Origin of the sequence: Kitasatospora cystarginea, from assembly GCF_039533515.1 — a bacterium.
Classification (GTDB): Bacteria; Actinomycetota; Actinomycetes; order Streptomycetales; family Streptomycetaceae; genus Kitasatospora; species Kitasatospora cystarginea.
Genome location: NZ_BAAATR010000020.1, coordinates 22,115 through 48,046, shown reverse-complemented (window position 1 = coordinate 48,046; position 25,932 = coordinate 22,115). Strand labels below are relative to the sequence as shown.

Below are 25,932 nucleotides of genomic sequence, written 5' to 3'. Positions count from 1 at the left end.
GTGGAGCTTACTGGCGCTTCGTCACCTCTGGTGCCAGGTCACCGACATAGCGCAGCGTCCGGTCGACCTCCGTGAGGGTGAGCAGGCGGCTTCGGGGGCGGAGCATGCTCGCAGCGCCACCGTCCCCGAGCTCGCGGCAGCGGCTGGTCAGCCAGGACCAGTCCAGCTGGAGGTAGTCGGCCAGGGCGTGAAGGCGTCGCTGGGGCGTGTCCCCGGTCATGATGGAGTGGCTGCGGGCGTGAGCGACGACGTGGCCGTATCCGAGGACGTCGGCCCGCCTGTCGATGGTGTCGACGTGCCACATCGCATCCCCACGTAGCCAGTTCGCGAGGATGGCCCGCTCGCCGGGGACGAGGACGAATCCGTCGACCTCCGCGTAGTCGGGCTCGGTGCACAACCAGACCTTGAGCCCGTACATCTCCATCAGCGCCACGGACAGGAAAAACAGGATTCGCTCGTAGCGCTCACTGTCGCGCACGGCCTTCTCCGGTACGCAGAACGCCCGTCCGAGGGTCTGCCCAGATCCGCCGAACCGGCTGCTGATGGTCCTCAGGTAGTCATGCTTGTGGCGGAAGAGCAGCCAGGCACACCCTTCCTCCCCGTACTGCTCGCGTGTCCAGAACACAGGCACCTCAGTGGCGCTTTCCAGCCCCCGGACGATGTGCTGGGCGCAGAAGCTGGAGCCGAGCCAGGCCGCTCCGACTGCGGACAGGTCCGGCATCGAGGCCCGCGAGGGGGCCGAGCGCGTCATCGCCAAGTACTGCTTGACGGATTCGCTCTCCTCCTCCAGGACGTGATCATCGGCCAGCAGGCTGTCGTCCGTGTTCAGCAACGCCCACAGCAGGCCGTAAGTCAGGTCGTCGAGACGGTGTGCCGTCGGTACTGACAGGCGTTGTCCCGGGCGGTTTCCAGCCAAGTAGGAGCGCGTGAGCGCGGTGTCCAGGACGAACAGGCCCGGATCGTTGCCGGAGACGGCGGACGTCAGCAGCAGCGATCGGCTCGAGGAGGTGGCGAGTTGCCTCAGGTGGGGATGGTCGTCCTGGTCGAGGACCAGGACGTCGCCGTTCGCGGTCGCGTCGTAGAGCTGGGTGGCGACGGCCGTGCCGTCGAAGACCCGGTTGCCGGCGAGCCGCCAATGCCCTCCGGTGCCAGGGGTGAGTTCGGTCGGCGTCAGGCTGGAGGTCATCCAGCCTGACGTGGCCGAGTGCGCGGCGGCGACGGAGCGCGGGTTCGGCTGGCGGGCCGGGATCACCTGTCGTAAGGGGGCAGGCTGCAGGAGTGTCTCGACGCTGAAGCCGAGCCAGTGCTCCAAGACGATCCGTCCGTCACCGCGGGGCTCCTGCTCGCCGGTCAGCCACCGGCGGAAGGTGTTGTCGGTGGGGCGGACCGTCGCCAGCCGGGTGTTGCCGAGTTCTGTGGCGGCCCGCTTCGCGGCCTGCGGGAAGTGGATCTGGAAGGAGGGCCACGTGGCACAGCCCTGGCGCTCCAGCAGAACTCGCAGCAGCGTGGGCGGTGGGGGTGTGGTCATCCCCGGTGACCTCCGATCAGTGGTTCGTTCAGCACGCGCATCCGCCAGCGGTGCTTTTCGGCGTCCAGCGTCGGTGTCGGCCTCGGCCAGAGAATCCGTGAAGCTCACGATGCAACCCCCTCCATCCGCGTTGTCTTGGGCGGCGCCTGACGGCCCCCGGCGCTGCTGGGGCTCACCGGTGCCGGCGACCTGAAGCTCCGAGGATGGCCCGCGTAGCGAGGCGGCTCGCCACTTGCCACAGAGATGACGTGGTCGATGCAGGTCAGGTGGCCGGGCGGGGTGAGGCCACCGGCGACCGCAGCGGCGATCAGCTCGCGGCATTGCCGCTGGAAGTGCAGGGCGGTGGCTTCGAGCAGGAGGTACAGGGCGGCGTCGCTGGCCGTCGCGCCGACCAGCCAGTAGGTGGGCCAGCCGTGGTTGGTGACGACCTCCCGCAGAAGGCCTGTCGCCTCGGTGCGCCCCCGCAGGTACTGCTCCAGCCAGCTGTAGCGCCCCTGGGTGGCGGCGAGTGCCAGCCTCCGGACCTCGTTCGCGTGCCGGAGTAACTGACCGGCCAGGACAGACTCGACCGTCAGCATCATGCGGCGCCCCGCCCGGGTACGGAGCGGTCACCTACGCGTGGTGCGACGTGCGCGACGGTGTCCAGCGAGGTGCGGGAGCTCGGCGCGGGCAATGGCATCGTCCATGCTTTCGTCCGGAAGCCTACGGGAGTGGTTGGTCGCCGCCTCATACGCGAGCGGGCGGCGTCGAGGCGAGTCGTTCAAGGATCAGCGCTGCGCATACTTCTACCGGGAGCCCCGGCTCTACCGTGATCCGCAGGCACGACCCGCTCCCGTTCCTTGGAGCAGTCCCACCGGGTCGCGGGAGCCGGTCGTGCCAGGCAGCCGGGCGGCTGGCCGCGTCGGGGCTCCAGGCATACTGGGCGATGGTGACGATCCACAGTTGCTGGCCCAAGTGGTCGGCGAGCCGACGCATCGGTTCATGGTGGCGGTCGCCTTCGGGTAGCCCGTCGATGACGACGGCCAAGGACGGATCGCGGTCGAGCAGCCACACCATGGCCTGGAGGAGGAAGTCCTGGCACAGCCCCCGCTGTTCCGGCGACGGGTCGATGTAGCGCTCGGGGAAGGCGTGGGAGCGAACGTACTCGATATCCAGCACGACTCCGCCGAGCAGCCTGCCGAGAGCGGGGCCCAGAGCACCCCCCGGTGCCGGCCCGTTCTCCATCATGATGATCACTGTCCCCCCAGGGCAGATCGGTCGCGTCAGACGGCGGCGAGGAGGTCGACCACGGGCCGGCCCGCGGCCACCGGATCTCGGGGCCGGACCGTCCCGACCGCACCAGCGGTCGACGGCGGCAGGAAGGCACACGTCCACTTCCCCAACCGCCCGGAGCGGCGGAGCACGGTCCAATAGGCCGAGACGTTGTCGACAAGTGCCAGCCCGCGGCCGTTCAGAGCCGAGGCGGATGCGGCCCGTTGAAGGGGGAGCGCCGGGCACTCGTCCTCGACGACGATGGCAAGGAAGTCCTTGGCGCGGGCCAACGCGACCTTGACCGTCCCGCTCTTCGTGACGGTGCCGTGTGTGACGGCATTCGTGACGAGTTCGCTCACCACCAGGAGAGCTTCGTCCAGGCGGTCGAGCAGGCCCCAGCCCGTGAGGACGCCCTTCACGAAGTTCCGAGCTGCTCGGGCCGCGAGTGGCTCTGCCGCGTACACCGCACAGGCGAAGTCCGGCGTGGCGGCCTGGTCCTGGTCCCAGGGGAGGGTGGCGAGCCAGCGTGCGACCCGTCCGTCGATGTCGGCGGTGCAGACGCGGGCGGGAACCGCGATCGGCCGATCTGGCGGCATCTTGGGGAGATCCGTGCCCATGTCAGCGCTCCTTCCGACTGGTTCGGCACCTGGCGCGAGGCCGAGGCCGGACGTGATGACGTTCCTGAGACGGCGCTTCCGAGCTCCGGCCGCCAGCGCCGAGACCCGCAAGGCTCCCGAACGAGCGGACATCGGACAACTCGCCGAAGTTGAGGAAAGCGGGAGAAGTTGGGGAATCCCCAACTTCGGGCCGCTGATTCCCCAATCTGACTGACCGTTCGGCATCCAACTGTGAGCCCCATCACTAAGATGGCTGTCACTGTGACGTTGGGGGTGACCGCTGTGACGTTCAGTCATGAGCGCCAGTGCGCGACCAGGTTCCGCGCGGAGGCCGCCTCCGCGCAGTGGGATCTGGCCAGAATCGTGGACGCGCTCGAAGCGTGCTGCCGTGTGAGCCGTCTGCGCGCGCACCGCTTGGCCCGCGGCTGGACCCTCGCTCAGGCCCTCACCGAGCTCAAGGGGATGTGCCGGTCGCAGAACCTGGATCCCGGTGGCGTGACCGACGAGCAACTGCGGGCGTGGGAGACCGGACGCCGCCCACGGGACCGCGTGATCACCATCCTGTGCCAGCTCTATGAGACCGACCGGCCGGGCCTTGGTCTTGCCCGATCCACTTCGGTAGCTGTCGCAGCGCGCCCCGGCGAGCCCGCCCCAGGTCGGCGCGGCACTCGCAGCGAGGAGTCGCTCGACGAACTTGCCGAGTCGATGCGGATCGCCGTCGACCGGACCCTGGCCGACACGACCGTCAGCACCACCCAACTCGACCAGCTCGAGGAGCGGCTGGCCGCCTTGCGCGTGAGCTACATGGTCACGCCACCGACCGACATGCTCGTCCTTCTGCTCTCCGACCTCGGCGAGGTCCGCATGCTCGCGGCTTCCCGCCAACCGGCCGCGACCCAGGTACGGCTGTCCGAGATGACCGCGGTCCTCTCGACGCTGATCGCGGACGCACTCATGAAGCTCGGCAGGATCCAGCAGTCCCAGCGCTGGTACGGAACAGCCCGGGCAGCGGCGGACGACAGCGGCAACGCCGAACTGCGCGCCCGCGTCCGCGCTCAGGCCGCCATGCTGCCCTACTACTACGGCCCGCTGGACCTCGCCTCCCGGCTCGCGCGCGAAGCTCGCTATCTGAGCAGCCGCCGGCCCACGGAAACGGCCGCCTTCGCCGCAGCCGCCGAGGCACGCGCTCTCGCCCGGCAGCGGGACCACGAAGGCGCCCTGACCGCGATCCGGCATGCCCAGGACGTCTTCGACCGGTGCCAGCACGGCGCAGCTGTGGAGGACGCCTGGGCCTTCCCACGGCGCAGGCTGCTGCTCTACTTCAGCGGCACCTACACCTACCTCGGCATGACCACGATGGCGCGCCGCGTCCAGCAGGAGGCCCTGGGCCTGTACCCCGACCAGAGCGGCATCGACCCGGCCCTGCTGCGCTTGGAAGCAGCCATGTGCCTGGCCCACGAGCGGAGCCTCAGCGAGGCCTGCGACCTGGCCGTGGATGCTTACCTCCGGGTCCCGGCGGCCCACCGGACGAAGATCCTGGGCGCCCGTGCCGGTGACGTCCTCGCGATACTGCCCGTCTCTCAGCGCACGGCCCGACCCGCCCGGCAGCTCGGCGAGATCCTGGCCCTGCCGCCCGGCACGATGTGACAACCCCGGGCTCTCTCCACCAGCCTGGCCACCATGACCACCACCACTCCGGCCGGCGGCTTCGCCGCGCTCGAACTGACCGAGATCCTCCGTCGCGCCTGCGAAGCAGTCGGCGAGGACCCCACGGGCGCCATCCTCCTGCGCGGCCACACCAACGCCGTCGTCCGGCTCGCCACCGCGCCCGTCGTAGTGAAGATCGCGCGCCGCGGAACCCGACTCGCCGACGTCCAGCGCACCGTGCGCCTTGTCGAGTGGCTGCAGAGCATGGACTTCCCGACCGCCCCCCTGCACCCGGTCCGCCAGCCGCTGGATCCCGACGGGCACCCGGTCACCTTCTGGACCTACCTCACACAGTCGCAGCACCCGGTTGCAGCAGAACTGCTCGCCGATCCGCTGCGCCGCCTCCACGCGCTGCCTGAGCCACCAGTCAGGCTTCCCGCCGTCGACACCGTCGGCGCCATCCGGCGCTCCCTGGCCGCGATTGCCGTCCTGCCGGATGACGAGCACACGTTCCTCTCCACCCTGGTGGACGGCCTGGAGCGGGATCTCGCGTCGGTGCGATACGAACTGCGGCCCGGCGTCATCCAGGGCGACCCACAGCACCGCAACGCCCTCCACTTCGAGGGCCGGGCGGTCCTGTGCGACTGGGACACCGCCTCGCTGGGACAACCTGAGTGGGACCTGGTGACCATGGAGATCCACTGCCGCCGCTTCGGCTACGGCCAGGACCACTACAAGGCCTTCGCTACCGCCTACGGGTTCGACGTGACTGCCTGGGAGGGCTACCGGACATTGTCCGCGCTGCGGGAGCTGCGCATGATCACGACGAACGCCAAGAAAGCGCCGCCGCACTCCGCCGCGCTGGCTGAGGTCCGGAACCGAATCGACGGACTGCGGCAGGCGGATTCCACGCTGGCGTGGAACATCCTGTAGCCCGCGGGCGGCGGGCCGCCGGTGCGCCGCCGGACCTCCGGCCAGGCCCCGTGCTTCCACCGCTTTCCTCCCTCGCCTCGTAGAACGGTTCGCGCGCTCGTCGCGATTCGTGCCGCGCAGCCAGCTCTTCACCTGGTCGGGTAGAACGAGTCCCATGCGCTGACGCGTTGCTTCCGCAGGTGCAATCTGGTGAAGAGCTGCCGACGGATACTCAGAGCGCTTCTGCAGTCACTACATTGAGCAAACTGCCTGAACGGGCGCCGAGGCATGCTGTCAACGCCCTCGGCTTGCACAAAGTGAACAAAGATCATTCGGGGCAAGGAGACGCCATGCCGACGGCTCGCAGGCGGAACGACCGGTTGGACGCCATGCTGTCCGAGGCCGGCTGGTCTCGGGCCAAGGCGGCCACCGCGTTCGCCCGCGTGGCCGCAGAGAACGGAGCCACAGAGCTGGCTCTGATCGGCCGGTCGCACATCCAAGCCTGGGTCGAAGGCGCGATCCCTGAGGACCCCCGCACGCCGGTGTTCCTCGCCCAGGCCTTCAGCCGCAGGCTTGGCCGCCCGGTGCCAGTGAGCCAGCTGGGGTTCGGCACGAAGGGAGTCGACGACGCAGGGAATGTCTGGGATGCCGATACGCTAATCGCGCTTGCCGATCTCGGGAGAGCCGACTTGAGCATAGATCGACGCCGCGCCCTCAGCGTTCTGGCCTTTCAAGCGGGCGCCCTTGCCTCGCCTGCCAGCCTCTCGAGGCCCCGCGGGGCGCGACCTACGCCTGTGTCTCCGCACACGCGGCGCGTGGGTGCGGGAGATCTTGAGGCGGTACGCGACATGAGCGCGCTCTTCTCGGCGATGGACCAGCGCCGCGGCGGAGGGCACGGAAGGTCCGCAGTCGTGCAGTACCTCGTCACCGAAGTCGAGCCGCTCCTGCACGGCTCCTTTGTCACCGACGAACTCCGCCGCCAGACGTTCTCTGCCGCAGGCGAGCTCGCATACCTGGCCGGATGGATGGCCTTCGACGCAGCTGAGCACGGCTTAGCCCAGCGGTATTTCGCCCACGCGGTGAAGCTGGCAACGGAGGCCGAGAACCATCCGCTGTCCGGCCACGTGCTACGGGCCATGGCGCATCAAGCCAATGACCTCGGCCATCACCGTGCGGCGTCTCGGATCGCCGCCGCCTCGGTGGAGGGCGCACGCTACCGCGAGGCCTGCCGCCGAGAGCAGGCTCTCCTAGGGGTCGTCCACGCCCGAACCCTGGCTACTACAGGAGACCCCAAGGGCGCAGCCCGGGCCTTGAACCAGGCCGAGGACGACCTGGCCAGCGCCGACGCACGTGACACCGAACCGCGCCGGGTCTGGTTCTTCGGGGAGGCAAGCCTCGCGCACGAGACCGCCTGCACCCTGCGCGACCTCGGCGATCTAGAGGGCGCCCTTCGCCAATTCCGGCGCAGCGTCCGTACACGGCAGACCGCCTTCCCGCGCACCCACGCCGTGACTCTCGGCTACCAGGGGGCGATCCAGGCACAGCAAGGCAGCATCGAGCAGGCCTGCGACTCCTGGACTCGCGCCCTGGATCTGATGGACGGAGTCCGTTCCGGCCGAACGGCGCAGACCGCCCGTCAGATGCGTGAGGCACTCTCTCCGTACCGCCCGCGCGGCATCAGAGCTGTGCACGAGGTAGACAGTCGAGCCGCCACATACCTCGCTCAGAGTGTCTGAGCCCCTGAGCCCCGAAGTAGGAAAAGGACATGAGTCCGCAGCAGACAATCGCTCTCCCCGTGATCGCCCACGTCGTCAGCCCGCGAAGCGAGGTCAGCGACGACTACTGGGGCGGAGTGCAGTCGATCATTCGGCTCGTGCCGGAGATGCCGCTTGACACGCTCGAAGGCCTCGAGGATTTCTCTCATCTCGAAGTGGTCTTCCATTTCCACCTCGCCAGCCCCGCGGACGTCCACCTGGGCGCGCGAAGCCCCCGCAACAACCCGGCCTGGTCACCAACCGGAACGTTCGTCCACCGCAACCACCGGCGGCCGGCGCAGATCGGAATCTCTCACCCCCGCCTGATCAAGGTCGAAGGGCGAGACATCCATATCGAGGACCTCGATGCCGTCAACGGCACCCCGGTCATCGACATCGCACCGTACTTTTTGGAGTTCGGGCCCCGCGGCGCGGTCCACGAACCCGCTTGGCCCCGGGAGATGCTCCAGGAGTACTGGAACCCCTCCCGGTAACCGACGCCGGAGACGAAGCGCCCCAGCGACATGTCGGCCTACCGCGCCCTGCAGTCGCGGGCAGGGTGGGTGCCGCCAGGGCTCCTGGCGGCTGTCACCCGGGCGTAGCCCTATGCCGCAGGGGGAGCATGCAGCGGCTGACTCCCCACTGAGTTCACTGGCTTGGCTCTGTCGCGGGGATGGTGATCCGCAGGACCAGCGCGCTGTGATCGCTCAGCCCGTTGGCCCGGGTCTCATGGAGGTAGGCGCACGCCGTGATCCGCTCGGTGTTTGTCTTCGTGAAGGCGTGGTCGAAGCGGTAGCCGTTGCCGCCGCGGCCGTACCAGCTGTGCTCCACTGCGTCGGGGTTGGCCGTGCGGTAGGCGTCGGTCAGTCCGGCTTCGGCAAAGGCCCGGTAGAAGTCGTACTCCCACGGGCCGAACACGGGGTGGTGCGGCTGGTGGCCGGGCTCGACGACGTTGAGGTCGCCCAGCACCACCAGCAGTCGATCGGGTTGTGTGAGCAGGCCCGGCAGAGCGGATGCAACGGCGGCCTGGAACTTCCGCTTGTCCTCGTTCCGGCGTTCCTTCGGGCCTCGTGACGGGACGTAAAGGCCGGCCACCGCCACCTGCTGCCCGCTCACGGCCAGATGGGCGAGGGGGAAGCGGTGTGGGAGTACTTCCACGGGTGCCGGCGCAGCCGTCATGCCCTCGGCACGGGCCGCCAGCACCGTGCGGTAGTCGCCATTCGACGAAGGGGCCACCATCGACCGGTACCCCATGTTCCGCAGTTCCTCCTCCAGCGCGTCACCGCCCGGGCCGGCTCCGACCTCGGTCAGCACGACGACATCGGCATGGGCCTGCTCAGCGAGCCAGGCCGCCTGGCGCCGGGAGCGGGCGGGTGAAGCGTGCTGCACATTCAGTGTGAGGACGCGCAGTTCGGTCGTCGACGGCTCCGCGGCCTGTTCGGCAGGGAAGAGCAACTGCTGGGTCACCGGGGAGCCTCCAGTTCATCGAGGAACACCTCGCCCAGAGAGTCCAGCTGCTTCTGCACACCGCCTGTCACCTGGCGTACGAAGGTGATGTCGTCGTCCGACAGCGGCTCGCCGAGCGACTGGTAATTCTGCTCGGCTTGGGCCTCGGTCGTGAAACCGACCAGGACCGCAGCGTTGCTGGCACGCTGGAGGCAGAAGCGGAGGGCAACACGCGCCAGGTCCCCGGTGGAGGCACCGAAACGTTCGCGCAGGGGCCGGAGTCCCTCGTCGATCACGCGGATCGCCGCCGACGCGAACCAGGCCTTTCGCAGTCGGTGGTCGCCCGACCCGAAGCTGGGTGGCGCCGACGGGGTGTACTTGCCGACCAGCAGGCCTTGAGCGAGCGGCTTGTTGATCAGTACCGAGGCGCCGTGGCGTTCTGCGAAGTCGAACACGCTCTCAGTGCCGGCGGGCGGCGTGGGGGTGAGCGCGTTGTACCGGGTGGCGATGTAGTCCGGACGGATCCGCTGGAACAGGTCCAGGAAGCGGGCCTGCTTGTCTTCTCGCTGCTCCTTGGGCACGGTGAGGCGGTCGAGGACGAACCGGTGCGGGCCGCGCATACCGACGGCACGTACCAGGCCTTCTCGCTGAAAGGCGCGCATCTGCTCGATCGCCCCGTCGAGCCACCGGTCGTCGTCGCCGAAGCTGTTGTTGTGGAAGAAGTAGATGTCCACGTGGTCGACGCCCAGGTTGGCGAGCGTGCTCTCGAGTCGGCGGCGCATGTGCGCGGGCTCGTAGGGATGCTCCGCGCCCTCGGTGAGGTAGCCGACCTTGCTGGACAGCACGACCTGGTCGCGGGGAACCGCTCGGATCGCACGACCGATCAGCCGCTCGGACCGGCCGTGGCCGTAGACGTCGGCCGTGTCGAACAGCGTCGCGCCGAGGGCCAGGGCGCGCTCCAGACCGCGCAGCGACTCGCTGTCGTCCGCGGTGGACCACCCCATCGGCAGGCCGAGGTTCGTGTCCGGCCCGCCGATCGCCCAACAGCCTACACCCACCGGGTTCACGGTCAACCCGCGTGCCAGAGTCCGGAGTTCGGTTGTTGTCATCTGCTCGTCTCCTCAAGGGTAGAAGTCCATGCAAAGCACCACGGAACGCCATGAAGCTCACTATGGTGGCGTTCGTGCATACACACCCCACAGGCCTCGACATCGAGGCCGTCATCGCCAAGGGCTGGGCCGAGCGTTCCGACTTCAGCGACGACGAGTTCGCCAGGGCCTCCGCCTTCTACGCATCCATGCGCGAGCACGATGCCCGGCTGCTCGCCGCCCGAGCCAAGGCGGCCAGCGTCATCGGGACGTGGACCGGCCGCGAGCCGCGGGACGTCGGCTCGCTCGGCACACGGCTCAACCTTGAGAGCTCCGACCTCGACCTGGGTATCGGCTTCCCGGTCGAGGATCGCGAGCAGCTGATGGCCGCGCTCGACGGCAAGGCCGCCTTCCTGGGCGAGCGGCGGACCTCGTTCAGCACGACCCGCCTCGTCTTCTCCTTCGAGCTGGACGGCATCGAGGTCGATCTAAGCGCGCTCACCGAGCAGGACTTCACAGTCGCCTGCCGGATGCTCGACCAGATCGCCGAAGGCATGAGCGAGGAGGAGCGGATCTGCCACCTGTGGATCAAGCACCGCCTTCGCGAGGCCGGCCGACTGGAGGACTACGCAGCGTGGAAGCTCGTCGTCTACGCCCGGTTCTGCCCTGAGTTCAACTGGGTGCCGATCCCCGAGAAGGCAGCGTCCTGACAGGTCGGTGGTGGGCCGCCCCCGCCCGGGGCGGCCCACCACGATCAGGTGCCGCACGACTCCGCGGCATTTATCAGGCGCCAGTCCGAGTTCGCCACCCACCGCGTGTGCTCGTGCTCCAGCAGCACGGCGAGGTCGCGGGGCAGCACGCGGGAGACCTGGCGGACGGTGCCAGCCAGCCGGTCGGCAAGTTCCCCAAGGTCGCCTTCCAGGGTGCGGCGCAGGTGCCGGTCCATGCCCTCCGCGCCCAGCGACTCGGCTGTGCCGAGCGGAACCGCATCGATCGCCTCGATCAGGTGACCGAAGACGGTGTAGGCGGCGTCCTTGAGCACCACGCGGGCCGCCCGAACTGCCTTCCTCGTCTCACCGGCGAGGATCTTCTCCAGGGACTTGAGCGTGTAGTCGAGCGCGAAGTGCCGGTCCACCCACAGCTGCGCCCAGTGGCTGGCCTGGCCGATGCGCCAGTCCTGGAAGCGCGCCTCGACCCGGCCCATCTGCGGTAGCTCGTCGCCCGTGAGGCCGGCGGCCGTGGCCTGGCGTGTGTACGCCGCACCGGTCAGGCACTCCATGCTGACCAGCATGTAGGAGACGGCGGTGTGGAACGGGCGGCCGGTGGAGTGCTCCGCGATGAAGGCGGGGTCCTGGACCCCGAGGACGATCTCCTGCGGCGTCAGATGGGGAAGGGGCTTGAGCAGCAGGTCGGTCCTGCCCTGGAAGGCGTAGGTGGCCTTCAGCTCCTCCAGCGTCATCAGCTGGTCGAAGGTGATGTAGGTGTACCTGGTGGGCACGCCGAGGGTCGAGAGGGTCCGGATCGCGCGGGCGTTCTGGTCGCTGGTGGTCTCCTTGTTGAACCGCTCGAGGATCGAGTCGACGCCGGACTCGATGCCGAACAGGCAGCGGCGCAGTCCCTCGTCCTGGAGTTCGCGCCACATGGCCGCCCGCTCCAAGTGCCATGCGTCGTCCCGGTCGAGCCGGACGACCTGGTCGACGCGGCAGCTGGTCTCCCACTGGAATCCGGCACCGTGCAGGGTACGGGCCATGGCCAGGGTGCGGTCAACGGCTCCGTCCTCGTGGCCCACGAACTCCTCGTCGACGGCGTAGAGCACCTTCGGCACGTGCGGGTACCGGTCGTAGACGCGTCGGACCTCTGCCAGGAACCACGGGAAAGCTCCGGGGTCGCCGCCGAACCAGGCGCCCTTGTGGCCGCGCGGGCAGAAGGAGCAGTAGTTCGTGCAGCCGCGGGAGCACTCGCACTGCCCGACGCCCTTCGCCGCCAACGTGGCTGGCAGAAGGTCGAGTTCGGGGAAGAGGTCGCCCGCGGGCTGCTCACTGGCGCGGGGGCGGGCCGTGGTGCGCTGCCGGGTGATCTGGAAGGTTCCCTCGCCGCGGGCAGCGCCGGTGTAGCCGATCCCCTGCACCTCCTCCCGGCTGATCTCGCCGTGCCAGTACGCGAGGACGTCGCGGATGGTCGGTTCTCCCGCACCACGGGCCACCAGCAGGTCCGGGTAGCGGTCGAGCAGCATGCGCTCGTTGCGGGCGACCAGGCTCCCTCCGACCACGATCAGGGGCGGCTCGGCGAGGCTGAAGGCGGCGTCCAACAACGTGGTGAGCAGGTCGTGCTGCCCGAAGGTGGCGCTAATGCCGAGGATGTCCGGAGTCTGGTCAGCAATGGTCTTGACGAGTTCGTGGATGCTGGTGCCCAGCTGCATGTCAGCGAGCCGGACGGTGCCGGTGAGGGTCGAGCGAGCTGCCCGGGCAACGTCGCTGATGCCGAGGGGGAACCGCGGCAGGGGGAAGTTCTCCGGGTGGTAGAGCGCGGCCAGCAGGACGTCGGGCTTGGACAGCCGGTGGGCCGCTGACTCGTCGATGAGAGCGTTCGAGAGCCAGGAGTTCGGTGTCTCGAGCTCGATGTGCCCGGTGGCCCAGGCCGGCCAGCTCCTGCTCGTGTGGGCTTGGCCGGCAAGGTCTGCGACGATCCAGCGGCCGTCCGGGCGCTCGATGCAGACGAGCCGTCGGTCCAGGGTCCCCGACACCCGGACTCGGTGGGCAGACTCGCCGAGGTGGCGCCCAAGCGTGGCCCGCAGCGCGTTCGGGTCAATCAGAAGTCCGTCCAACTCGGCGATCAGGTGCTCAGGAGTTCCCGGTTGGATCACGTCGAGTACGTCGCGCAGCCGGTGAGCCGCTGCGGACAGGGGCACGGCTGTGGTCATGGCTTCCTCCCAGGATGGCCGGTCGACGTTGGTGCGACCTGTCATCGCCGCCTTGTCCGGTCCTTGAGCAGTTGTGGTCTGGACGCGGCAGAGCTCGACCGCGATCCGGCCAGCTCGAAAGCGCCAGAGGCACTCGTGGCGTAGTGATGGCCTTGGTTGGATCAACTGGCCATGCCGCCAGGGTTCTTGAGCAGCCGGCGGCAGCACCGTCGGGGCGATGACGGGTTCACCCTGCCGTGGTCCGGGCGTCGTCGCTATCCCAAATGACCGTCGTTCGAGCGTTGTTCGCGGGGTCGGACGATATCGGACTAACCAGTTGCTATCCACCGTTTTCCTGACCCCCGCAGGGGGTGGTGCAAGGCGTCCCAGGCAGCGAACGACGGCGAAACGACGGTGTTCCCGGGTGCGGCGACGGTCGATGCGGTGCCACCGTGGAATGAGCGGTCCGCACAGGGCCGAGCGGGGCCATCCAGCCCATCGTGTTCGATTTCAGTGGCCGCCCAGCGAGGCCTTCCGTTCGAGTGGTTCAGCAGTTCGGCCGGGGTCGCGGCGCGACACGGATTGGCAAATCTGAATGCCAGTCAGGCCAGCTCTTTGCGGCTCGTCCGCGCGCCAGCCCGCGGCCAACTGGGTGCGCCACGCCGGTACTGACGGAGTTTGCTGTTGATCACGAGCAGCGAGTAGCGTCACAACATCTAGTCCAAAAGGCCAACTCAGCTACTAGATGATGTGTTTCACTTAGCCTTGAGGGTGGATTCGTCATGCACTGCCACCTGTGCCAGCATCCTGACTCCCGCGTTATCGACACGCGCTCTACCGACGACGGCAGAGCGATCCGGCGGCGCCGGCAGTGCAACCGCTGCGGCCACCGGTTCAGTACGGTCGAGAGCTCGGTCCTGCTCGTGGTGAAGCGTTGCGGTGTGACCGAGGTGTTCGATCGCGAGAAGGTGATCTCCGGCGCGCGCAAGGCATGCCAGGGGCGCCCAGTCGCTGGCGACGACCTCGCCAAGATCGGCCACGCCGTGGAGGAGCACTTCCGTGCCGCCGGGCAGACCGAGATCGCCTCCGACATGATCGGCTTGGCCGTACTACCCCACCTGCGTCAGCTGGACGCCGTCGCATACCTGCGTTTCGCGTCCGTCTACAAGGCCTTCCAGAACGTCGAGGACTTCCGGCGCGAGCTGGACACCTTCGACCTCGTCCCGCCCGCCGACCGAATTGGAGTGACGTCATGACGACTTCGACCCAGGCCGCCCCGCGTACCAAGCGCCCGAGCCAAGGCTTGACGATCGAACGGATCTTCACCAAGGTCGGCGAGCACCCCTATGACCAGGTCACCTGGACCCGCCGGACCGTGGTGCTGACCAACTGGCGCGACGGCTCCGAGAACTTCCGCCAGGAGGACGTCGAGTTCCCGGACTTCTGGACCGACACGGCAGTCGACATCGTGACCTCGAAGTGGTTCCGCGGTGCGCTCGGCACGGAGCATCGGGAGTGGAGCCTTCGTCAGATCATCGACCGGGTCGTGTCGGTCTACCGCAAGGCCGGCGAGGACAACGGGTACTTCGCCACCGCCGATGACGCGGAGATCTTCGCGCAGGAGATGACCCACGCGATCCTCCACCAGTACTTCACCTTCAACTCGCCGGTGTGGTTCAACGTCGGGACGAAGTCCCCCCAGCAGGTCTCTGCCTGCTTCATCCTGGCCGTCGACGACTCCGTCGACTCGATCCTCGACTGGTACAAGGAGGAGGGCCTGATCTTCAAGGGCGGCTCCGGGGCCGGGGTGAACCTGTCCCGGCTGCGTTCCTCCGGCGAGCTGTTGTCCTCCGGCGGCACCGCTTCCGGGCCGGTCTCCTTCATGCGCGGCGCGGACGCGTCGGCCGGCACCATCAAGTCCGGCGGCGCGACCCGCCGGGCGGCCAAGATGGTGCTGCTCGACGTCGACCACCCCGACGTGGAGGAGTTCATTCAGACCAAGGTCCGCGAGGAGGAGAAGATCCGCGTTCTGCGGGACGCTGGCTTCGACATGGACCTGGACGGCGCCGACATTGCCTCAGTGCAGTTCCAGAACGCCAACAACTCCGTGCGCCTGTCGGACACCTTCATGCGCGCCGTGGAGAGCGGCGGGCGGTTCCCGCTCACCGCCCGCCTGACCGGCGAGGTCGTCAAGGAGGTCGACGCCAAGGGCCTGTTCCGGTCCATCGCCGAGGCGGCCTGGGCGTGCGCCGACCCGGGCGTCCAGTTCGACGACACGATCAACCGCTGGCACACCTGCCCCGAGTCCGGACGGATCAACGCCTCCAACCCGTGCAGCGAGTACGTCCACCTCGACAACTCCTCCTGCAACCTGGCCTCGCTCAACCTGCTGCGCTTTCTGCGCGAGGACCGCAGCTTCGACCGCGGCCTGTTCGCCAAGGTTGTCGAGCTGGTCATCACCGCGATGGACATCTCCATCTGCTTCGCGGACTTCCCGACCCAGAAGATCACCAAGGTCTCCCGGGCGTACCGGCAGCTCGGCATCGGATACGCCAATCTGGGCGCGATGCTCATGGCAGCCGGCCTGCCCTACGACTCCGACGGCGGCCGCTCCCTCGCCGGGGCGGTCACCTCGCTGATGACCGGCACCTCCTACCGGCGATCGGCCGAGATCGCCGCTCAGGTCGGCCCGTACGACGGCTACGCCCCCAACGCCAAGGCCCACCAACAGGTCCTGGAACTCCACCAGGCCGCCAACGACCGGGCCACCAGCGACACCTACGGCGACGTGTGGGCCGCCGCCGGCCAGGCATGGACGGACGCCCGCAAGCTCGCCAAGAAGCACGGCGTGCGCAACGCCCAGGCATCGCTGCTCGCCCCGACGGGCACCAGCGGCCTGACGATGGGCGTCGACACCACCGGGGTGGAACCCGACTTCTCCCTGGTGAAGTTCAAGAAGCTCGTCGGCGGCGCCTCGATGACGATGGTCAACGGCACGGTAGAGCGCGCGCTGGCCGCGCTCGGCTACAGCAAGGCTGGCCGGGAGGCGATCGTCGCCCACATCACAGAGCACGGACATGTCGTCGGCGCCCCGGGTATGGACCCCGCGCACTACCCGGTGTTCGACTGCGCGAACGGCGAGCGGGCGATCGACCCCATGGGTCACGTGCGCATGATGGCCGCCGTCCAGCCGTTCCTGTCCGGGGCCATCTCCAAGACGTGCAACCTGCCCGAGTCGGCCACGGTCGAGGACATCGAGAACCTGCTCCTGGAGAGCTGGAAGCTCGGCCTGAAGTGCGTCGCGGTGTACCGCGACAACTGCAAGGTCGGCCAGCCGCTGTCCGCCAAGAGCGCCACGTCCGCCACCACCGGTGGTGCTGCTCCGGCCGCTGCGCCGGCAGCGTTGCGCCGGCGCCTGCCCCGGAGCCGGCCAGGAATCTCCACCTCGTTCAGGGTCGGCGGCGCGAAGGGGTACATGACCGCCAGCTCCTACCCGGACGATGGTCTGGGCGAGGTCTTCCTGAAGATGTCCAAGCAGGGTTCGACCCTGGCGGGCATGATGGACGCCTTCTCCATCGCCGTCTCGGTCGGCCTGCAGTACGGCGTGCCGCTGGAGACCTACGTCTCGAAGTTCACCAACATGCGCTTCGAGCCGGCCGGTCTGACGGACGACCCGGACGTGCGGATGGCGCAGTCGATCGTCGACTACATCTTCCGTCGCCTGGCACTGGACTTCCTGCCCTTCGAGACCCGCTCCGCGCTCGGCATCTACACCGTTGAGGAGCGGACACGCCAGCTCGAGACCGGTTCGTATGAACTGGTCGACGAGGAGGAGGTCGACGTCGAGGGTCTGGCGCAGTCCGCGCCGGTCAACCAGCCCGCGGTCCCGACCGCTTCCGAGCCCCGAACGGCGAGGAGCGCCGCGGAGCTTCTGGAGTTGAAACTCGGCGTGGCGACCGACGCCCCGCTCTGCCTCTCGTGCGGCACGAAGATGCGCCGCGCCGGCAGCTGCTACGTATGCGAAGGGTGCGGGTCTACCAGCGGATGCAGCTAGTTTTCACTATCCTGTTCGAATCGCTGGGGGCGGGGCGGCACGTGCTGTCCCACCCCCAGCGGGTGACCCGTCTCAGTGGCGTTTGAGCAGTCTCACCAGGGTTTGGGTAGCGCCTCCTTTACTGTGTCGCGTCATGACAGTCCTGATCATCGGCGGCAGCGGGTTCCTGGGTACTGAGTTGGTCCGTCAGGCGGCAGCCGCGGGTCAAGCAGTGGCTGCGACCTTCGCGACCAGGCCCGGCAGCACTTCGGAGGTCTCGTGGCACGCCCTGGACCTGCGGGACTCCGACCGCCTCGAAGCAGTCATGGCCGAGGTGGAACCGCGCGTGATCGTCAACGCAACGAGCGGTGGATCCGATTGGGCGGTCACGGCCGAGGGCCCTGTCCGCCTGGCGATGGCTGCGGCAACGTACGGCAGCCGCCTGGTCCATGTATCCAGTGACGCGGTGTTCTCCGGCGCCCGCGTCCACTACGACGAATCCTGTCTCCCTGACCCTCTCACCCCTTATGGCGCGGCGAAGGCGGCAGCGGAAACCGGTGTCCGCCTCGTCAACCCGGATGCCGTCGTCGCCCGCACCTCGCTGATCATCGGTGACCGGCGGTCGGAGCACGAGCGCGCGGTGCACGATCTCGCGGCCGGTACTCGCAACGGTGTCCTGTTCACCGACGACATCCGCTGCCCGGTGCACGTCGCCGACGTGGCCGCCGCCCTTCTGGAACTCGCGGCCTGCGACGTGCCCGGCGTCCACCACCTGGCAGGAGCCGATGCTGTGAGCCGTCACGAACTCGGCGTCCTCATCGCCCGGCGTGACGGGCTCGACGCCTCCCGGCTCCCCGCGGGACTGCGGGCCGACAGCGCGCTTCCCGGGGCGCTCGACGTTCGCCTCGACTGCCGTGCCACTCAAGACAGGATCCGCACCGGGTTGCGCGGCGCCCGTCAGTTCCTCGCCATGGGGGCCTGAGCTCCTCGTCGATGCGACGCGCGCCCACGCTCAAGCCTCGACGAGACTGCGTAGACCTCGAGGAGACGGGACCGCGGGCTACGCGCCGAAGTCGAGGCCGGGCACCCGGCGGACGCTGTGCACGTGGCCGGCCAGCCCGGTAGTCAGCGAGTACTCGATCAACAACCTTCTGCCCTGCACCCGGTAGTAGCGCGGGCCGGAGCCGTCAACGGGGCCTTCCCACGCGAAGTGCAGGCCTGAGGTGCCGGTCTGCCGCTCTGGCTGCGCGGCCAGCACGTCAGGGTTGAGGACGCTGTCGTAGCAGTCCACGAGGCGGCCGAGGAGGATGCGCGCCTCACCCGGCATCTCCTCGGCGGCCAGTCCCTGCGGCTTGATTGTCTCAGTGAAGTGCGGGCTCGCCCCGGAGTGGATGTCCGCTGGTGCCTGCACACTCACCCGCGCCTTGTCGACGAGATCCGGAGGTAAAGCGGCCAGGAGGGCCAGGCCGAGTTCGTCCTCATCGCCGAGCGGGGCCAGGACGGGCCCGGTGGGCCCTTCGACACGGGCCGGATGGGCGCCAAGGAACAGCGGCGTGGTCGCGATTCCTTGATCGGTGATCGTCATCGTGACGGAAAGATGGTGGCCCTCGAATCGCCAGCCCCACGGCGCCGCGCCCGGTTCGCCGAACACCGCCACCCAGTAGTCGAGGACGTGCCGGCGCTTGCGCCAGTCCTCCTGGCGGTCGAGCAGCTCCTCCAGGCCCATCACGGCAACGGCCTTGGAATAGCCGATCGGGCTCAGGGCCGTTGCGAGCAGCCTCATGACTGCCTTGCGGTTGATCTGCGGCATGCCGGACAGGCTCAGCCCGGAGTGGAGGCGGGGCAGGTAGCTGAAGCGATGGCGCAGCTCGGTGTTGTCGAACGGTATGCGCGCTGTGACCCGATCTTTCTCTCGCAGGCCCGCGAGCAGACCGGCAGCTGCTTCAGCCATGGTGTCCTGCGGGCGTTCAGATCGTTGTGAGCGCGGTGATGTGGTCACGGACCAGCTCCTCGTTGAGGTATGCGGCGCGGATGGACAGGTAGCTGCCCCGCAGCGCCCGGTCGAGTCGGCTTTCGGCCAGGCGGCCTTCCCGGTGGGCTCGTCGAAGCGCGAGCAGGCCGTGGAGGTGGTCCTCGAAGAACTGCTGATCGGGAAGGGGCTGGCCACCGAGCCAGTCGGCGGCCACCCGCTGCTCCATGACCTCCCATACGACGGTGTCCGTGGTCTCACCGCGAACCCGGGTCAAGGTCAGGTGAGGGATGCGGAGGACGTCGGTGCAGGTGCCCGTCTCGGGGCGGGTTGTCGAGACGGCTGCCACCGCCGCGGGTAGTCCCAGTCGGGTGCGGCGGTGCTCGGCAAGGTGGAGAGCGAACTGCACATCCAGACCTGCCGGGGCTGCCGGCGTGCTGTGGTGGAGCGTCACCGCTGCAGTCGCGGGCATGGCGGCTTGCGCGAGGGCGTACGCGGGCAGCTCGGAGACGGGGAGGCAACGGAAGAAGCTCGCGCCGGTGGCGGCCAGGGTGCGCACGCCGGTGCGCGCCTCACCCTGGCCGCCGTCGACGTCGAAGACTCGCTCGGTCACTGGTCGAAGGTCCACGGGATGCCGGTGTACGGGCGGCCGGCGGGCAGGAGCAGGTCGCGCGGGGCGGACGGATCGGCGTAGGTGTCCAGGTAGGTGTCCAGGACGGACGAGCTGGCCAGGATCGCGTTGGTCAACTCGAGGTTGTGACCCGGCTGGAAGCCTCCGCTGTCGGGGCTGAGGAGCGTGGTCCCGCCCTGGAGCAGCGCGGCGATGATCATGTCGATGTACCGGTTCGGCAGTGACTCGGCGTGGTAGAAGTTCAGCGGCATACCGTGGCCGACCACGCACAGTTCGACGCCGCCGGCCAGCTTGTAGGTGTGGCCGAGGATGCCGTGGTCGACCACCTCCTCGGCTGCCTGGGCGAAGGCATCGAGGTCGAACTCGTAGGTGCGCGATGTGCCGGAGACGAGGTAGGCGTCGTTCTTGAACGCCTTCAGGTTGTCCCGGCCGAGGCTGCCGCGACCGGCGTTGCCGCACACCAGCAGCGGTTGGTGCCGCTCGATGAGCGCGTTGAGGTCGCGGCTGGTCTCGAAGCCCTCCTCGTGGGCGGAGACGAGGGCCACGGTGTTGGGGTCGTAGACGGCCACGCGCATCCGCATGTCGCGCAGGATCAGCGCGACCTGTCGGCCGATGCGGCCGTAGCCGAGAACGAGAACGGGGCGACCTTCCAGCTTCTCGTGGGGGATCCGGTCGTGCAGGGCGCGCACCGCGGCCGCGGCCACGCCGTAGGGTTCCACGGTCGCCTTCAGGTCGGACTCGGCGACCGAGAACACCGGCAGGGGCAGCGGCTGGCCCTCCAGCTTCCAGATCCCCGACATGGTCTGCTCGACGATGCCGATGAAGTGGTCCATCTCGTGGGGGAGGTGCTCGGCGACCACGGGCCAGGTGTAGCCGCCGTCGTCCATGATCAGCGTCTTCAGGCCGGACTTCTTGGCGCGCTCGACGTGGCCCCGGATGGATGCAGCGCGGTCCTTGTAGTAGTCGACCTGGATGCCCAGGGTGTGGCGCAACCAGCCGTCGACGCGCTCCCGGTTGGTGTAGGGGTAGCCCTTGTCCATGATCGTGATGTGAGCCGGGTTGGCACCCATTGCGATCATGGCGTCCATCATGGCCACGAAGTCGCCCATGTGGTGGATCGACATGTAGAAGGCGACGTTCGCCATGGTGGCGGGGTTCATGCTCGCGGCGAATTGCTGGCAGAGCGGGAACTGGCGGCGCAGATGGGCGAGTTCGGTGCCGGTGTACGGCAGGTGGTCGAGCTCGCTGTACAGGTTGTCGATGAGTTCCTGGTTGCAGCGCTCGGAGGAGATGACGGCGGTGGCGGTGTAGGTGTCGACGTCCGCGGAGAACGCGCGGGCCGGCTGGCAGATGGTCAGGTTCGCGGTGAGCTGCTGGTCGCCGGTCAGCGTGATGCGGGTCTGCGAGGTGAAGACACCCTCGGTGTGGTCGGTTGTGTTGCTGGAGCAGGTGAGCCCGAGGGTGATGAACCGGTGGGTGTAGTGCTTGAGGGCGTCGGCTGCTTCCTGGGGGGTGGCGCGGAAGTTGACCTGGTGGGTGAGCCTGCTGGTCTGCCGGTTTGCGATGACGGTCGTCACAGGGAACCTCCGGAAGGCTTGTGAATCATGGGAGTTGACCCTTCGGCATACGAGCGCCGCGGATCTCCGGTACGGTCATCTCACTCTCGGCGTACCGCCCGCGTCGAGGTGCCAGGCAGGGTGCCAATCCTGTCTGCGGCCCCCACAAGGGGGCCACGCAAGCCCTGTATCTGCACGTATGTACTCACAGGGGGTGGCTGTGACCATCAGCCCCGACGGGATCGGGAACCTTCTCCATGCGGCCCGAAAGGCGACAGGCCGTTCACGAGTTCAACAGGCCGAGCACCTGACCGGCTACAAGAGGGATGGGCATTTCGATCCGGAGAACCTGAAGCGCTGGGAGACCGAACGGCGATTGCCTCAGCCACTCTGGTACCCGCTGCTGTCCGCCGGGTACGACATCCCCATCGGCGAGATTCGCCGTGCGGTGGAAGCCAGCCGACGCTACCGGAGACTCACAGAAGCCATGACGGAGAACGCTCAGACCGGTGACCGCACACTCGGCGCCGACGCCAAGGACCTTGCCACCGGCGCGGCCGCCCAACCCTGGGGCCGACTCTCCGCAGCATTGATCCCTCCTCAAGTAGACGAGGGCACCGTCGAAGACGCCGCGAGCCGAACCACCGAGCTGCATGCCCTCGGCCAGATCTACCCGGCAGGCATGCTGACGGCACCCGTCCACTCGCACCTCGACTACTTGACCTCCCTGCTCTCAGTCGCTGGCGATCACCGAGCGGAAATCGCGCTCCAGGCGGCCGGCACAGCGGCGCTGGCGGGGTACACAGCCTTCGAACTCGGAGGCAACGCGGAGGCGTTCAGCTACTACGAAGTCGCCCGGTACGCAGCCCGGGAGGCCGGCCACCCACCGCTCCTGGCGAATGTCATGGCCGACATGTCCTACGCCCTCACGCCGCGCAAGGCAGCCGACATCCTCGCCGACGCCCAGCACCACACAAAGGGCGGTCCAGGTCTGGCCACCGCCGCCGCCTGGCTGGCGGCACTCGAGGCCGAACACGCGGCATCCACCGGCCAACGCGAGCGTGCACTCATGTCCCTGGAACGGGCCTACGCCCGCTACGAGGAGGCCCACCCGGACACAGACCAATTGTGGACCAAGTTCTTCACCGAAGGCCGGCTGCACGCCCGAGCGGTCTCGGTGTACAGCTTCCTCAACCACCCTGCCCTGGACGACGCCGTCACGAAGGCACTTCTGGCAGCTCCTCAGACCTCGAGCCGAGAGGACGCCCTCGTCATGGCCTCCTGCGCTCACGCGACCGCGCGTGCTGGCGAACTCGACCGGGCAGCCAAGCTCGCCCTGGACGCAGCACAGATCAACCAGGCGATCCCGAGTCGCCCGACCGCCGACCACCTCACCGCCGTCCTTGAGATCCTGAGCGCCCGAGCTCACCGGTCCGCAGACCCCCTGCGAGCCACCCTGTCGTAGGCCACCGTCGTCGCCCTCCCCCTCGACAAGGGAGGGCAACGGCGTGGGCCGTGTCATCAGATCGCCGCACAGACCGACTGGCTACCCTCGTCCCGTGAAGAACAGCTGGGTCGGCGGCAGTCTCTCAACCGACTACATCCACCACGCAACCACCCTTCGGGGCGCCTTGCGCCAAGCGTTGGTGGCCCGCGCCCTCGACACCCACTTGCCACCCGGCCCGCTGCGCGTTCTCGATGTCGGCGGCGGCACCGGCATCCAGGCGCTGCGCCTTGCCGCGCGGGGACGAGCGGTGACAGTTCTCGACCCGGATCCGGCAATGCTGGAGCACGCTGCGGCACGCTGGAAACGGGAGCGAGCGACCGCCGCCGGCACGCTGGACCTGATTGAGGGACGGGGCGAGGACGCCCAGGAACTGGTCGGCGACAATTGGGATGCCGTCCTGTGCCATGGCGTCCTGATGTACCTCCAGGACGCTGGGGCATTGGTCGCCAGCCTCGGCCGCTGCGCTCGCAAGGGCGGCGGCCTAGTTTCCATCTTGGCCAAGAACGCCGACGCGTTGGCCATGCGCCCCGCTCTCGAAGGGTCTCCGCAGGAGGCCTTGGACGTGATCAACCGGCGGTCGGAGCTCGGCAAGCTCGGCGTAGAAAGTCGGGCTCACCGACGGACGGACATCGAGCGCTGCCTGAGGGAACAGGGGCTGGAGACAGTGCAGTGGTATGGCGTCCGGGTGTTCACCGACCACCTGGGCGACACACCGCCAGGCGAAGACTTCTCTGCATGGCTGGACCTGGAATGGGTGGCGGGCAGCCGTTCGCCCTACAGGGATGTCGCGCGCCTGTTCCATCTGGTGTCCCGTCATGCCTAGCACCGCTTGCCAGGGCGACCTGTGCCTCGGCAGCAGTTCAGAGCACGGCCGGCGGTCTCTCGGCGGGTATGCCTCCGGCCACGGCCGCCGCTGCCGACCGGTGCGGGCAGTCGTAACGCTGCGGCGAGCGCCCGGATGTGCACACGGCCCGCCCGCGTCGGCAGGCCAGCGCCAGCACCCCGACAGTGGTCAGGCAACGTCGGGCCGATTCCGGGCGATCACCGGACCGTAAACCTAGAGCGCACGGTCGCGCTCCGAACGGGGATGGTCGACGAGTTGCTCGATGACTCGTCGGTCAGCGAGGAAGCGTTCGGCCTCCTGGAGGAGGATGGTGTCGCCCAGTTCGCTGAGGTGGACGCCGTCGTTCCAAACCCCCGCTGTGGCGTCGTCGGCAGGCAGGTGACGAGCGGCCGCGGCGACTGGAGTCCACACGTCAAGGAACAGCGCGCCGCACACGTCGGCCGCAGCTCGGGCGGCCTTGTTGTAACGGACCAGCTCGACGTTCATCTCCACGACGGTTCCCGGGGCCTCGACCGGCCCGAACGGGGTCTCGCTGACTACGACGACCTGCCGGGAGTATCCGCTCAGCTGCTTCAACATGGTGGTGAGGTGACGGCTGTACTCGTCGATGTCGACCGCCTCGGCCAGCCGGCCTTGGTAGCGGCGCCAGACGTCGTTGATGCCGCAGCCGAGGAAGACCAGGTCGTAGTCGGTGCCGGTGGTGGCCCGGTCGGTTTCGACGATGCTGGCGATGTCACGGCTTGTGGCGCCGCCCTGACCGTGGTTGCGAATGTCGAAGGTGACATGCGGACGGGCGGCGCGCAGTGACAGCGCGAGCCGGTGGACCCAGCCGCGCTGGTGCCATCCCTCGACGGTGACCATGGTGCCAGCCTTGGGCAGGTTGGCCTGATTGGTCATCTGCGTGTTGTATGCCTCGAGGTGCTCCATGATCGACGTGCCGAAGAAGCCGACAGTCAGATCAGTGGCACTGGTCATCGCGGAATCGGTCCTGTTCGCTCGACGCGGATGATGGCCAGAGGCTCGCCTTCAACGTTACCGGCTGCGAGATGGACGTGTCGGACAGTCAGCTCACATCGCCCCTGCGGACGGGGAGCGGCCTGACCGTCGAGCCTGTCCAGAGGGCGAGCGACAAAGGGTGGTGACCGTGTCTCTGGGCCGGGCCGCCCCGATATGAACTCCTCATTCACCTACTGGACCGACGATCCGGGCCCCGTCCCCGACAATTAGACCCCGACCGTCGCGCCGCTCCTTTAGGGCCCCGCACTCCTCTACCCGACACTGGTAAAGGCGGGATGCGCGGCTCGCCGCGCGCCCCGCCCTCGTGTGGCCGGGTCCGTCAGATGTTCAGGTAGTCCGTGATCAGTTCGGCGAATACCTCGGCCGCGGGTGCCCAGGGCGCAGAAGAGGCGGACTGCTACCTTCGACAGGCCCGTGCCCGCCCACGCGCCCCGGAAGAAGCGATGACCGGACAGACAGAACAGCCCTACGTGCCAACGGCTTTCCCGATCTCTATCAAGGGCGTCGTGCTCGACCCGCAGCAACGGGTGCTGCTACTGAAGAACGAGCGCCAGGAATGGGAGCTGCCCGGCGGGAAGCTGGAGGGGACGGAGACACCCGAGGAACGGGTGGTCACGGAGATCCAGGAAGAGAGCGGATGGACGGCGACCGCCGGCCCGCTGCTGGACGCATGGATGTACGAGCCGATCCCCGGCCGCAAGGTCTTCATCGTCACCTACGGCTGCACCGCCACCGACGCGCACCGACCCCCGATCGTCAGCCACGAGCACAAGGAAGCCGGCCTCTTCCACCGCGACGAGGTGCCCGGCCTGCACATGCCGCAGGGTTACAAGGACTCCATCGCCCGCTGGTACGAACTGCACGACTGCACCTGACCGGTGGCCCGGATCGATCCCCACGGCGGCATCCGCTGGCACTGGACCACCTCCAGAGCCCAAGACATCCTGCGTCGCCGCGCCCTGCCCGAGATCCTCCAGCTCTACCGCGAACTCCACGGTCTGCCGCAAACAGGAATTCGCCGACCTCCTCGGCTGCTCCACCAGCTACGTCTCCCGCATCGAAACCGGCTCGCGCACGATCACCGACATCGGCGCCCTGCGCCACACCATCCGCTCCGCCTCGAACAGCAGCTGGCCGCCCTGCTGGCGCGAGTGTGTCAGCTCCTGGCGGAAGGGCACGGCGAATGGGTACTTCGCGAGTTCCTCGTGAGCGGCGTAGAACCGATCGAGGTTC

Annotated in this window: 23 protein-coding genes; 11 read left to right on the top strand and 12 right to left on the bottom strand. The window is 68.3% G+C overall.

The window, feature by feature from the left end; translation table 11 throughout:
• Positions 1-7 precede the first annotated feature (7 nt).
• From ABD369_RS21845 to ABD369_RS21830, 4 genes are all read right to left on the bottom strand, one after another.
• Positions 8-1,528, bottom strand: coding sequence for a hypothetical protein (locus tag ABD369_RS21845; protein WP_344638175.1), 1,521 nt, complete (start codon positions 1,526-1,528; stop codon positions 8-10).
• 104 nt (positions 1,529-1,632) lie between these two features.
• Positions 1,633-2,106, bottom strand: coding sequence for a hypothetical protein (locus tag ABD369_RS21840; protein WP_344638174.1), 474 nt, complete (start codon positions 2,104-2,106; stop codon positions 1,633-1,635).
• 148 nt (positions 2,107-2,254) lie between these two features.
• A complete protein-coding gene (locus ABD369_RS21835) occupies positions 2,255-2,764 on the bottom strand; it encodes a hypothetical protein (RefSeq protein WP_344638173.1) in 510 nt (169 codons plus the stop codon).
• A 26-nt stretch (positions 2,765-2,790) separates the two neighbouring features.
• Entirely contained in the window at positions 2,791-3,396 is a 606-nt protein-coding gene (locus tag ABD369_RS21830; RefSeq protein WP_344638172.1) for an ATP-binding protein, read from the bottom strand.
• Between the two features lie 282 nt (positions 3,397-3,678).
• On the opposite strand from ABD369_RS21830, the gene ABD369_RS21825 reads away from it, so the two are divergent.
• From ABD369_RS21825 to ABD369_RS21810, 4 genes are all read left to right on the top strand, one after another.
• Complete coding sequence (locus ABD369_RS21825) at positions 3,679-5,043, top strand: NsdA family TPR-like regulatory protein (protein WP_344638171.1); 1,365 nt, start codon at positions 3,679-3,681, stop codon at positions 5,041-5,043.
• A 33-nt stretch (positions 5,044-5,076) separates the two neighbouring features.
• Entirely contained in the window at positions 5,077-5,976 is a 900-nt protein-coding gene (locus ABD369_RS21820) for a phosphotransferase family protein (RefSeq protein WP_344638170.1), read from the top strand.
• 368 nt (positions 5,977-6,344) lie between these two features.
• Positions 6,345-7,691: an NsdA family TPR-like regulatory protein gene (locus tag ABD369_RS21815; protein WP_344638271.1), complete on the top strand. Its 1,347-nt coding sequence runs from the start codon at positions 6,345-6,347 to the stop codon at positions 7,689-7,691.
• Positions 7,692-7,720: 29 nt separating this feature from the next.
• Positions 7,721-8,203: an SAM-dependent methyltransferase gene (locus tag ABD369_RS21810; RefSeq protein ID WP_344638169.1), complete on the top strand. Its 483-nt coding sequence runs from the start codon at positions 7,721-7,723 to the stop codon at positions 8,201-8,203.
• Positions 8,204-8,357: 154 nt separating this feature from the next.
• Here ABD369_RS21810 and ABD369_RS21805 read toward each other — a convergent pair whose 3' ends face one another.
• Positions 8,358-9,176, bottom strand: a complete 819-nt coding sequence (locus ABD369_RS21805) for an endonuclease/exonuclease/phosphatase family protein (protein ID WP_344638168.1) — start codon at positions 9,174-9,176, stop codon at positions 8,358-8,360.
• Entirely contained in the window at positions 9,173-10,213 is a 1,041-nt protein-coding gene (locus ABD369_RS21800; RefSeq protein ID WP_344638167.1) for an aldo/keto reductase, read from the bottom strand. Before ABD369_RS21800 ends, ABD369_RS21805 begins: the two co-directional genes overlap by 4 nt.
• A 125-nt stretch (positions 10,214-10,338) precedes the next feature.
• Here ABD369_RS21800 and ABD369_RS21795 point away from each other — a divergent pair, with 125 nt between their 5' ends.
• Positions 10,339-10,953: a hypothetical protein gene (locus tag ABD369_RS21795; RefSeq protein WP_344638166.1), complete on the top strand. Its 615-nt coding sequence runs from the start codon at positions 10,339-10,341 to the stop codon at positions 10,951-10,953.
• A gap of 44 nt (positions 10,954-10,997) precedes the next feature.
• Here ABD369_RS21795 and ABD369_RS21790 read toward each other — a convergent pair whose 3' ends face one another.
• Positions 10,998-13,163 carry a B12-binding domain-containing radical SAM protein gene (locus ABD369_RS21790; RefSeq protein ID WP_344638165.1) on the bottom strand — a complete coding sequence of 722 codons (2,166 nt, stop codon included), beginning with the start codon at positions 13,161-13,163 and terminating at the stop codon, positions 10,998-11,000.
• Between the two features lie 761 nt (positions 13,164-13,924).
• On the opposite strand from ABD369_RS21790, the gene nrdR reads away from it, so the two are divergent.
• The 3 genes from nrdR to ABD369_RS21775 all read left to right on the top strand — a co-directional run bounded on the left by nrdR (position 13,925) and on the right by ABD369_RS21775 (position 18,157).
• Entirely contained in the window at positions 13,925-14,398 is a 474-nt protein-coding gene (nrdR, locus tag ABD369_RS21785) for a transcriptional regulator NrdR (protein WP_344638164.1), read from the top strand.
• The gene (locus tag ABD369_RS21780; RefSeq protein ID WP_344638163.1) at positions 14,395-17,196 is read left to right on the top strand and encodes a vitamin B12-dependent ribonucleotide reductase; all 2,802 of its coding nucleotides are present in this window, start codon (positions 14,395-14,397) and stop codon (positions 17,194-17,196) included. The genes nrdR and ABD369_RS21780 overlap by 4 nt, the downstream gene beginning before the upstream one ends.
• A gap of 133 nt (positions 17,197-17,329) precedes the next feature.
• Complete coding sequence (locus ABD369_RS21775; protein ID WP_344638270.1) at positions 17,330-18,157, top strand: SDR family oxidoreductase; 828 nt, start codon at positions 17,330-17,332, stop codon at positions 18,155-18,157.
• 78 nt (positions 18,158-18,235) lie between these two features.
• On the opposite strand, the gene ABD369_RS21770 is transcribed toward ABD369_RS21775, so the two are convergent.
• Genes ABD369_RS21770 through ABD369_RS21760 form a run of 3 tightly spaced genes read right to left on the bottom strand, consistent with a single transcriptional unit; the run spans position 18,236 to position 21,352 of the window.
• Entirely contained in the window at positions 18,236-19,174 is a 939-nt protein-coding gene (locus tag ABD369_RS21770; RefSeq protein WP_344638162.1) for a DUF3500 domain-containing protein, read from the bottom strand.
• Positions 19,143-19,757, bottom strand: coding sequence for a hypothetical protein (locus tag ABD369_RS21765; protein ID WP_344638161.1), 615 nt, complete (start codon positions 19,755-19,757; stop codon positions 19,143-19,145). Before ABD369_RS21765 ends, ABD369_RS21770 begins: the two co-directional genes overlap by 32 nt.
• The gene (locus ABD369_RS21760; protein WP_344638160.1) at positions 19,754-21,352 is read right to left on the bottom strand and encodes an NAD(P)-dependent oxidoreductase; all 1,599 of its coding nucleotides are present in this window, start codon (positions 21,350-21,352) and stop codon (positions 19,754-19,756) included. The genes ABD369_RS21765 and ABD369_RS21760 overlap by 4 nt, the downstream gene beginning before the upstream one ends.
• A gap of 199 nt (positions 21,353-21,551) precedes the next feature.
• Between ABD369_RS21760 and ABD369_RS21755 the strand changes: the two genes are divergently transcribed.
• Entirely contained in the window at positions 21,552-22,796 is a 1,245-nt protein-coding gene (locus tag ABD369_RS21755) for an NsdA family TPR-like regulatory protein (RefSeq protein ID WP_344638159.1), read from the top strand.
• Between the two features lie 94 nt (positions 22,797-22,890).
• Positions 22,891-23,661, top strand: a complete 771-nt coding sequence (locus tag ABD369_RS21750; RefSeq protein WP_344638158.1) for a methyltransferase — start codon at positions 22,891-22,893, stop codon at positions 23,659-23,661.
• 234 nt (positions 23,662-23,895) lie between these two features.
• Here ABD369_RS21750 and ABD369_RS21745 read toward each other — a convergent pair whose 3' ends face one another.
• Positions 23,896-24,657: an SGNH/GDSL hydrolase family protein gene (locus ABD369_RS21745; protein WP_344638157.1), complete on the bottom strand. Its 762-nt coding sequence runs from the start codon at positions 24,655-24,657 to the stop codon at positions 23,896-23,898.
• A 485-nt stretch (positions 24,658-25,142) separates the two neighbouring features.
• Here ABD369_RS21745 and ABD369_RS21740 point away from each other — a divergent pair, with 485 nt between their 5' ends.
• Positions 25,143-25,574: an NUDIX hydrolase gene (locus ABD369_RS21740; RefSeq protein WP_344638156.1), complete on the top strand. Its 432-nt coding sequence runs from the start codon at positions 25,143-25,145 to the stop codon at positions 25,572-25,574.
• Between the two features lie 168 nt (positions 25,575-25,742).
• On the opposite strand, the gene ABD369_RS21735 is transcribed toward ABD369_RS21740, so the two are convergent.
• Positions 25,743-25,877 (bottom strand): hypothetical protein, encoded by a 135-nt coding sequence (locus ABD369_RS21735; RefSeq protein WP_344638155.1) that lies wholly within the window; start codon positions 25,875-25,877, stop codon positions 25,743-25,745.
• Between the last annotated feature and the right edge of the window lie 55 nt (positions 25,878-25,932).

Excerpts from the sequence above, each read along its gene's own strand:
- ABD369_RS21840 (WP_344638174.1), bottom strand. The coding sequence starts at position 2,106 with ATGCTGACGGTCGAGTCTGTCCTGGCCGGTCAGTTACTCCGGCACGCG.
- ABD369_RS21820 (WP_344638170.1), top strand. The coding sequence starts at position 5,077 with ATGACCACCACCACTCCGGCCGGCGGCTTCGCCGCGCTCGAACTGACC.
- ABD369_RS21810 (WP_344638169.1), top strand. The coding sequence starts at position 7,721 with ATGAGTCCGCAGCAGACAATCGCTCTCCCCGTGATCGCCCACGTCGTC.
- ABD369_RS21740 (WP_344638156.1), top strand. The coding sequence starts at position 25,143 with ATGACCGGACAGACAGAACAGCCCTACGTGCCAACGGCTTTCCCGATC.
- nrdR (WP_344638164.1), top strand. The coding sequence starts at position 13,925 with ATGCACTGCCACCTGTGCCAGCATCCTGACTCCCGCGTTATCGACACG.
- ABD369_RS21815 (WP_344638271.1), top strand. The coding sequence starts at position 6,345 with ATGCTGTCCGAGGCCGGCTGGTCTCGGGCCAAGGCGGCCACCGCGTTC.
- ABD369_RS21845 (WP_344638175.1), bottom strand. The coding sequence starts at position 1,528 with ATGACCACACCCCCACCGCCCACGCTGCTGCGAGTTCTGCTGGAGCGC.
- ABD369_RS21780 (WP_344638163.1), top strand. The coding sequence starts at position 14,395 with ATGACGACTTCGACCCAGGCCGCCCCGCGTACCAAGCGCCCGAGCCAA.
- ABD369_RS21830 (WP_344638172.1), bottom strand. The coding sequence starts at position 3,396 with ATGGGCACGGATCTCCCCAAGATGCCGCCAGATCGGCCGATCGCGGTT.
- ABD369_RS21775 (WP_344638270.1), top strand. The coding sequence starts at position 17,330 with ATGACAGTCCTGATCATCGGCGGCAGCGGGTTCCTGGGTACTGAGTTG.
- ABD369_RS21790 (WP_344638165.1), bottom strand. The coding sequence starts at position 13,163 with ATGACCACAGCCGTGCCCCTGTCCGCAGCGGCTCACCGGCTGCGCGAC.
- ABD369_RS21745 (WP_344638157.1), bottom strand. The coding sequence starts at position 24,657 with ATGACCAGTGCCACTGATCTGACTGTCGGCTTCTTCGGCACGTCGATC.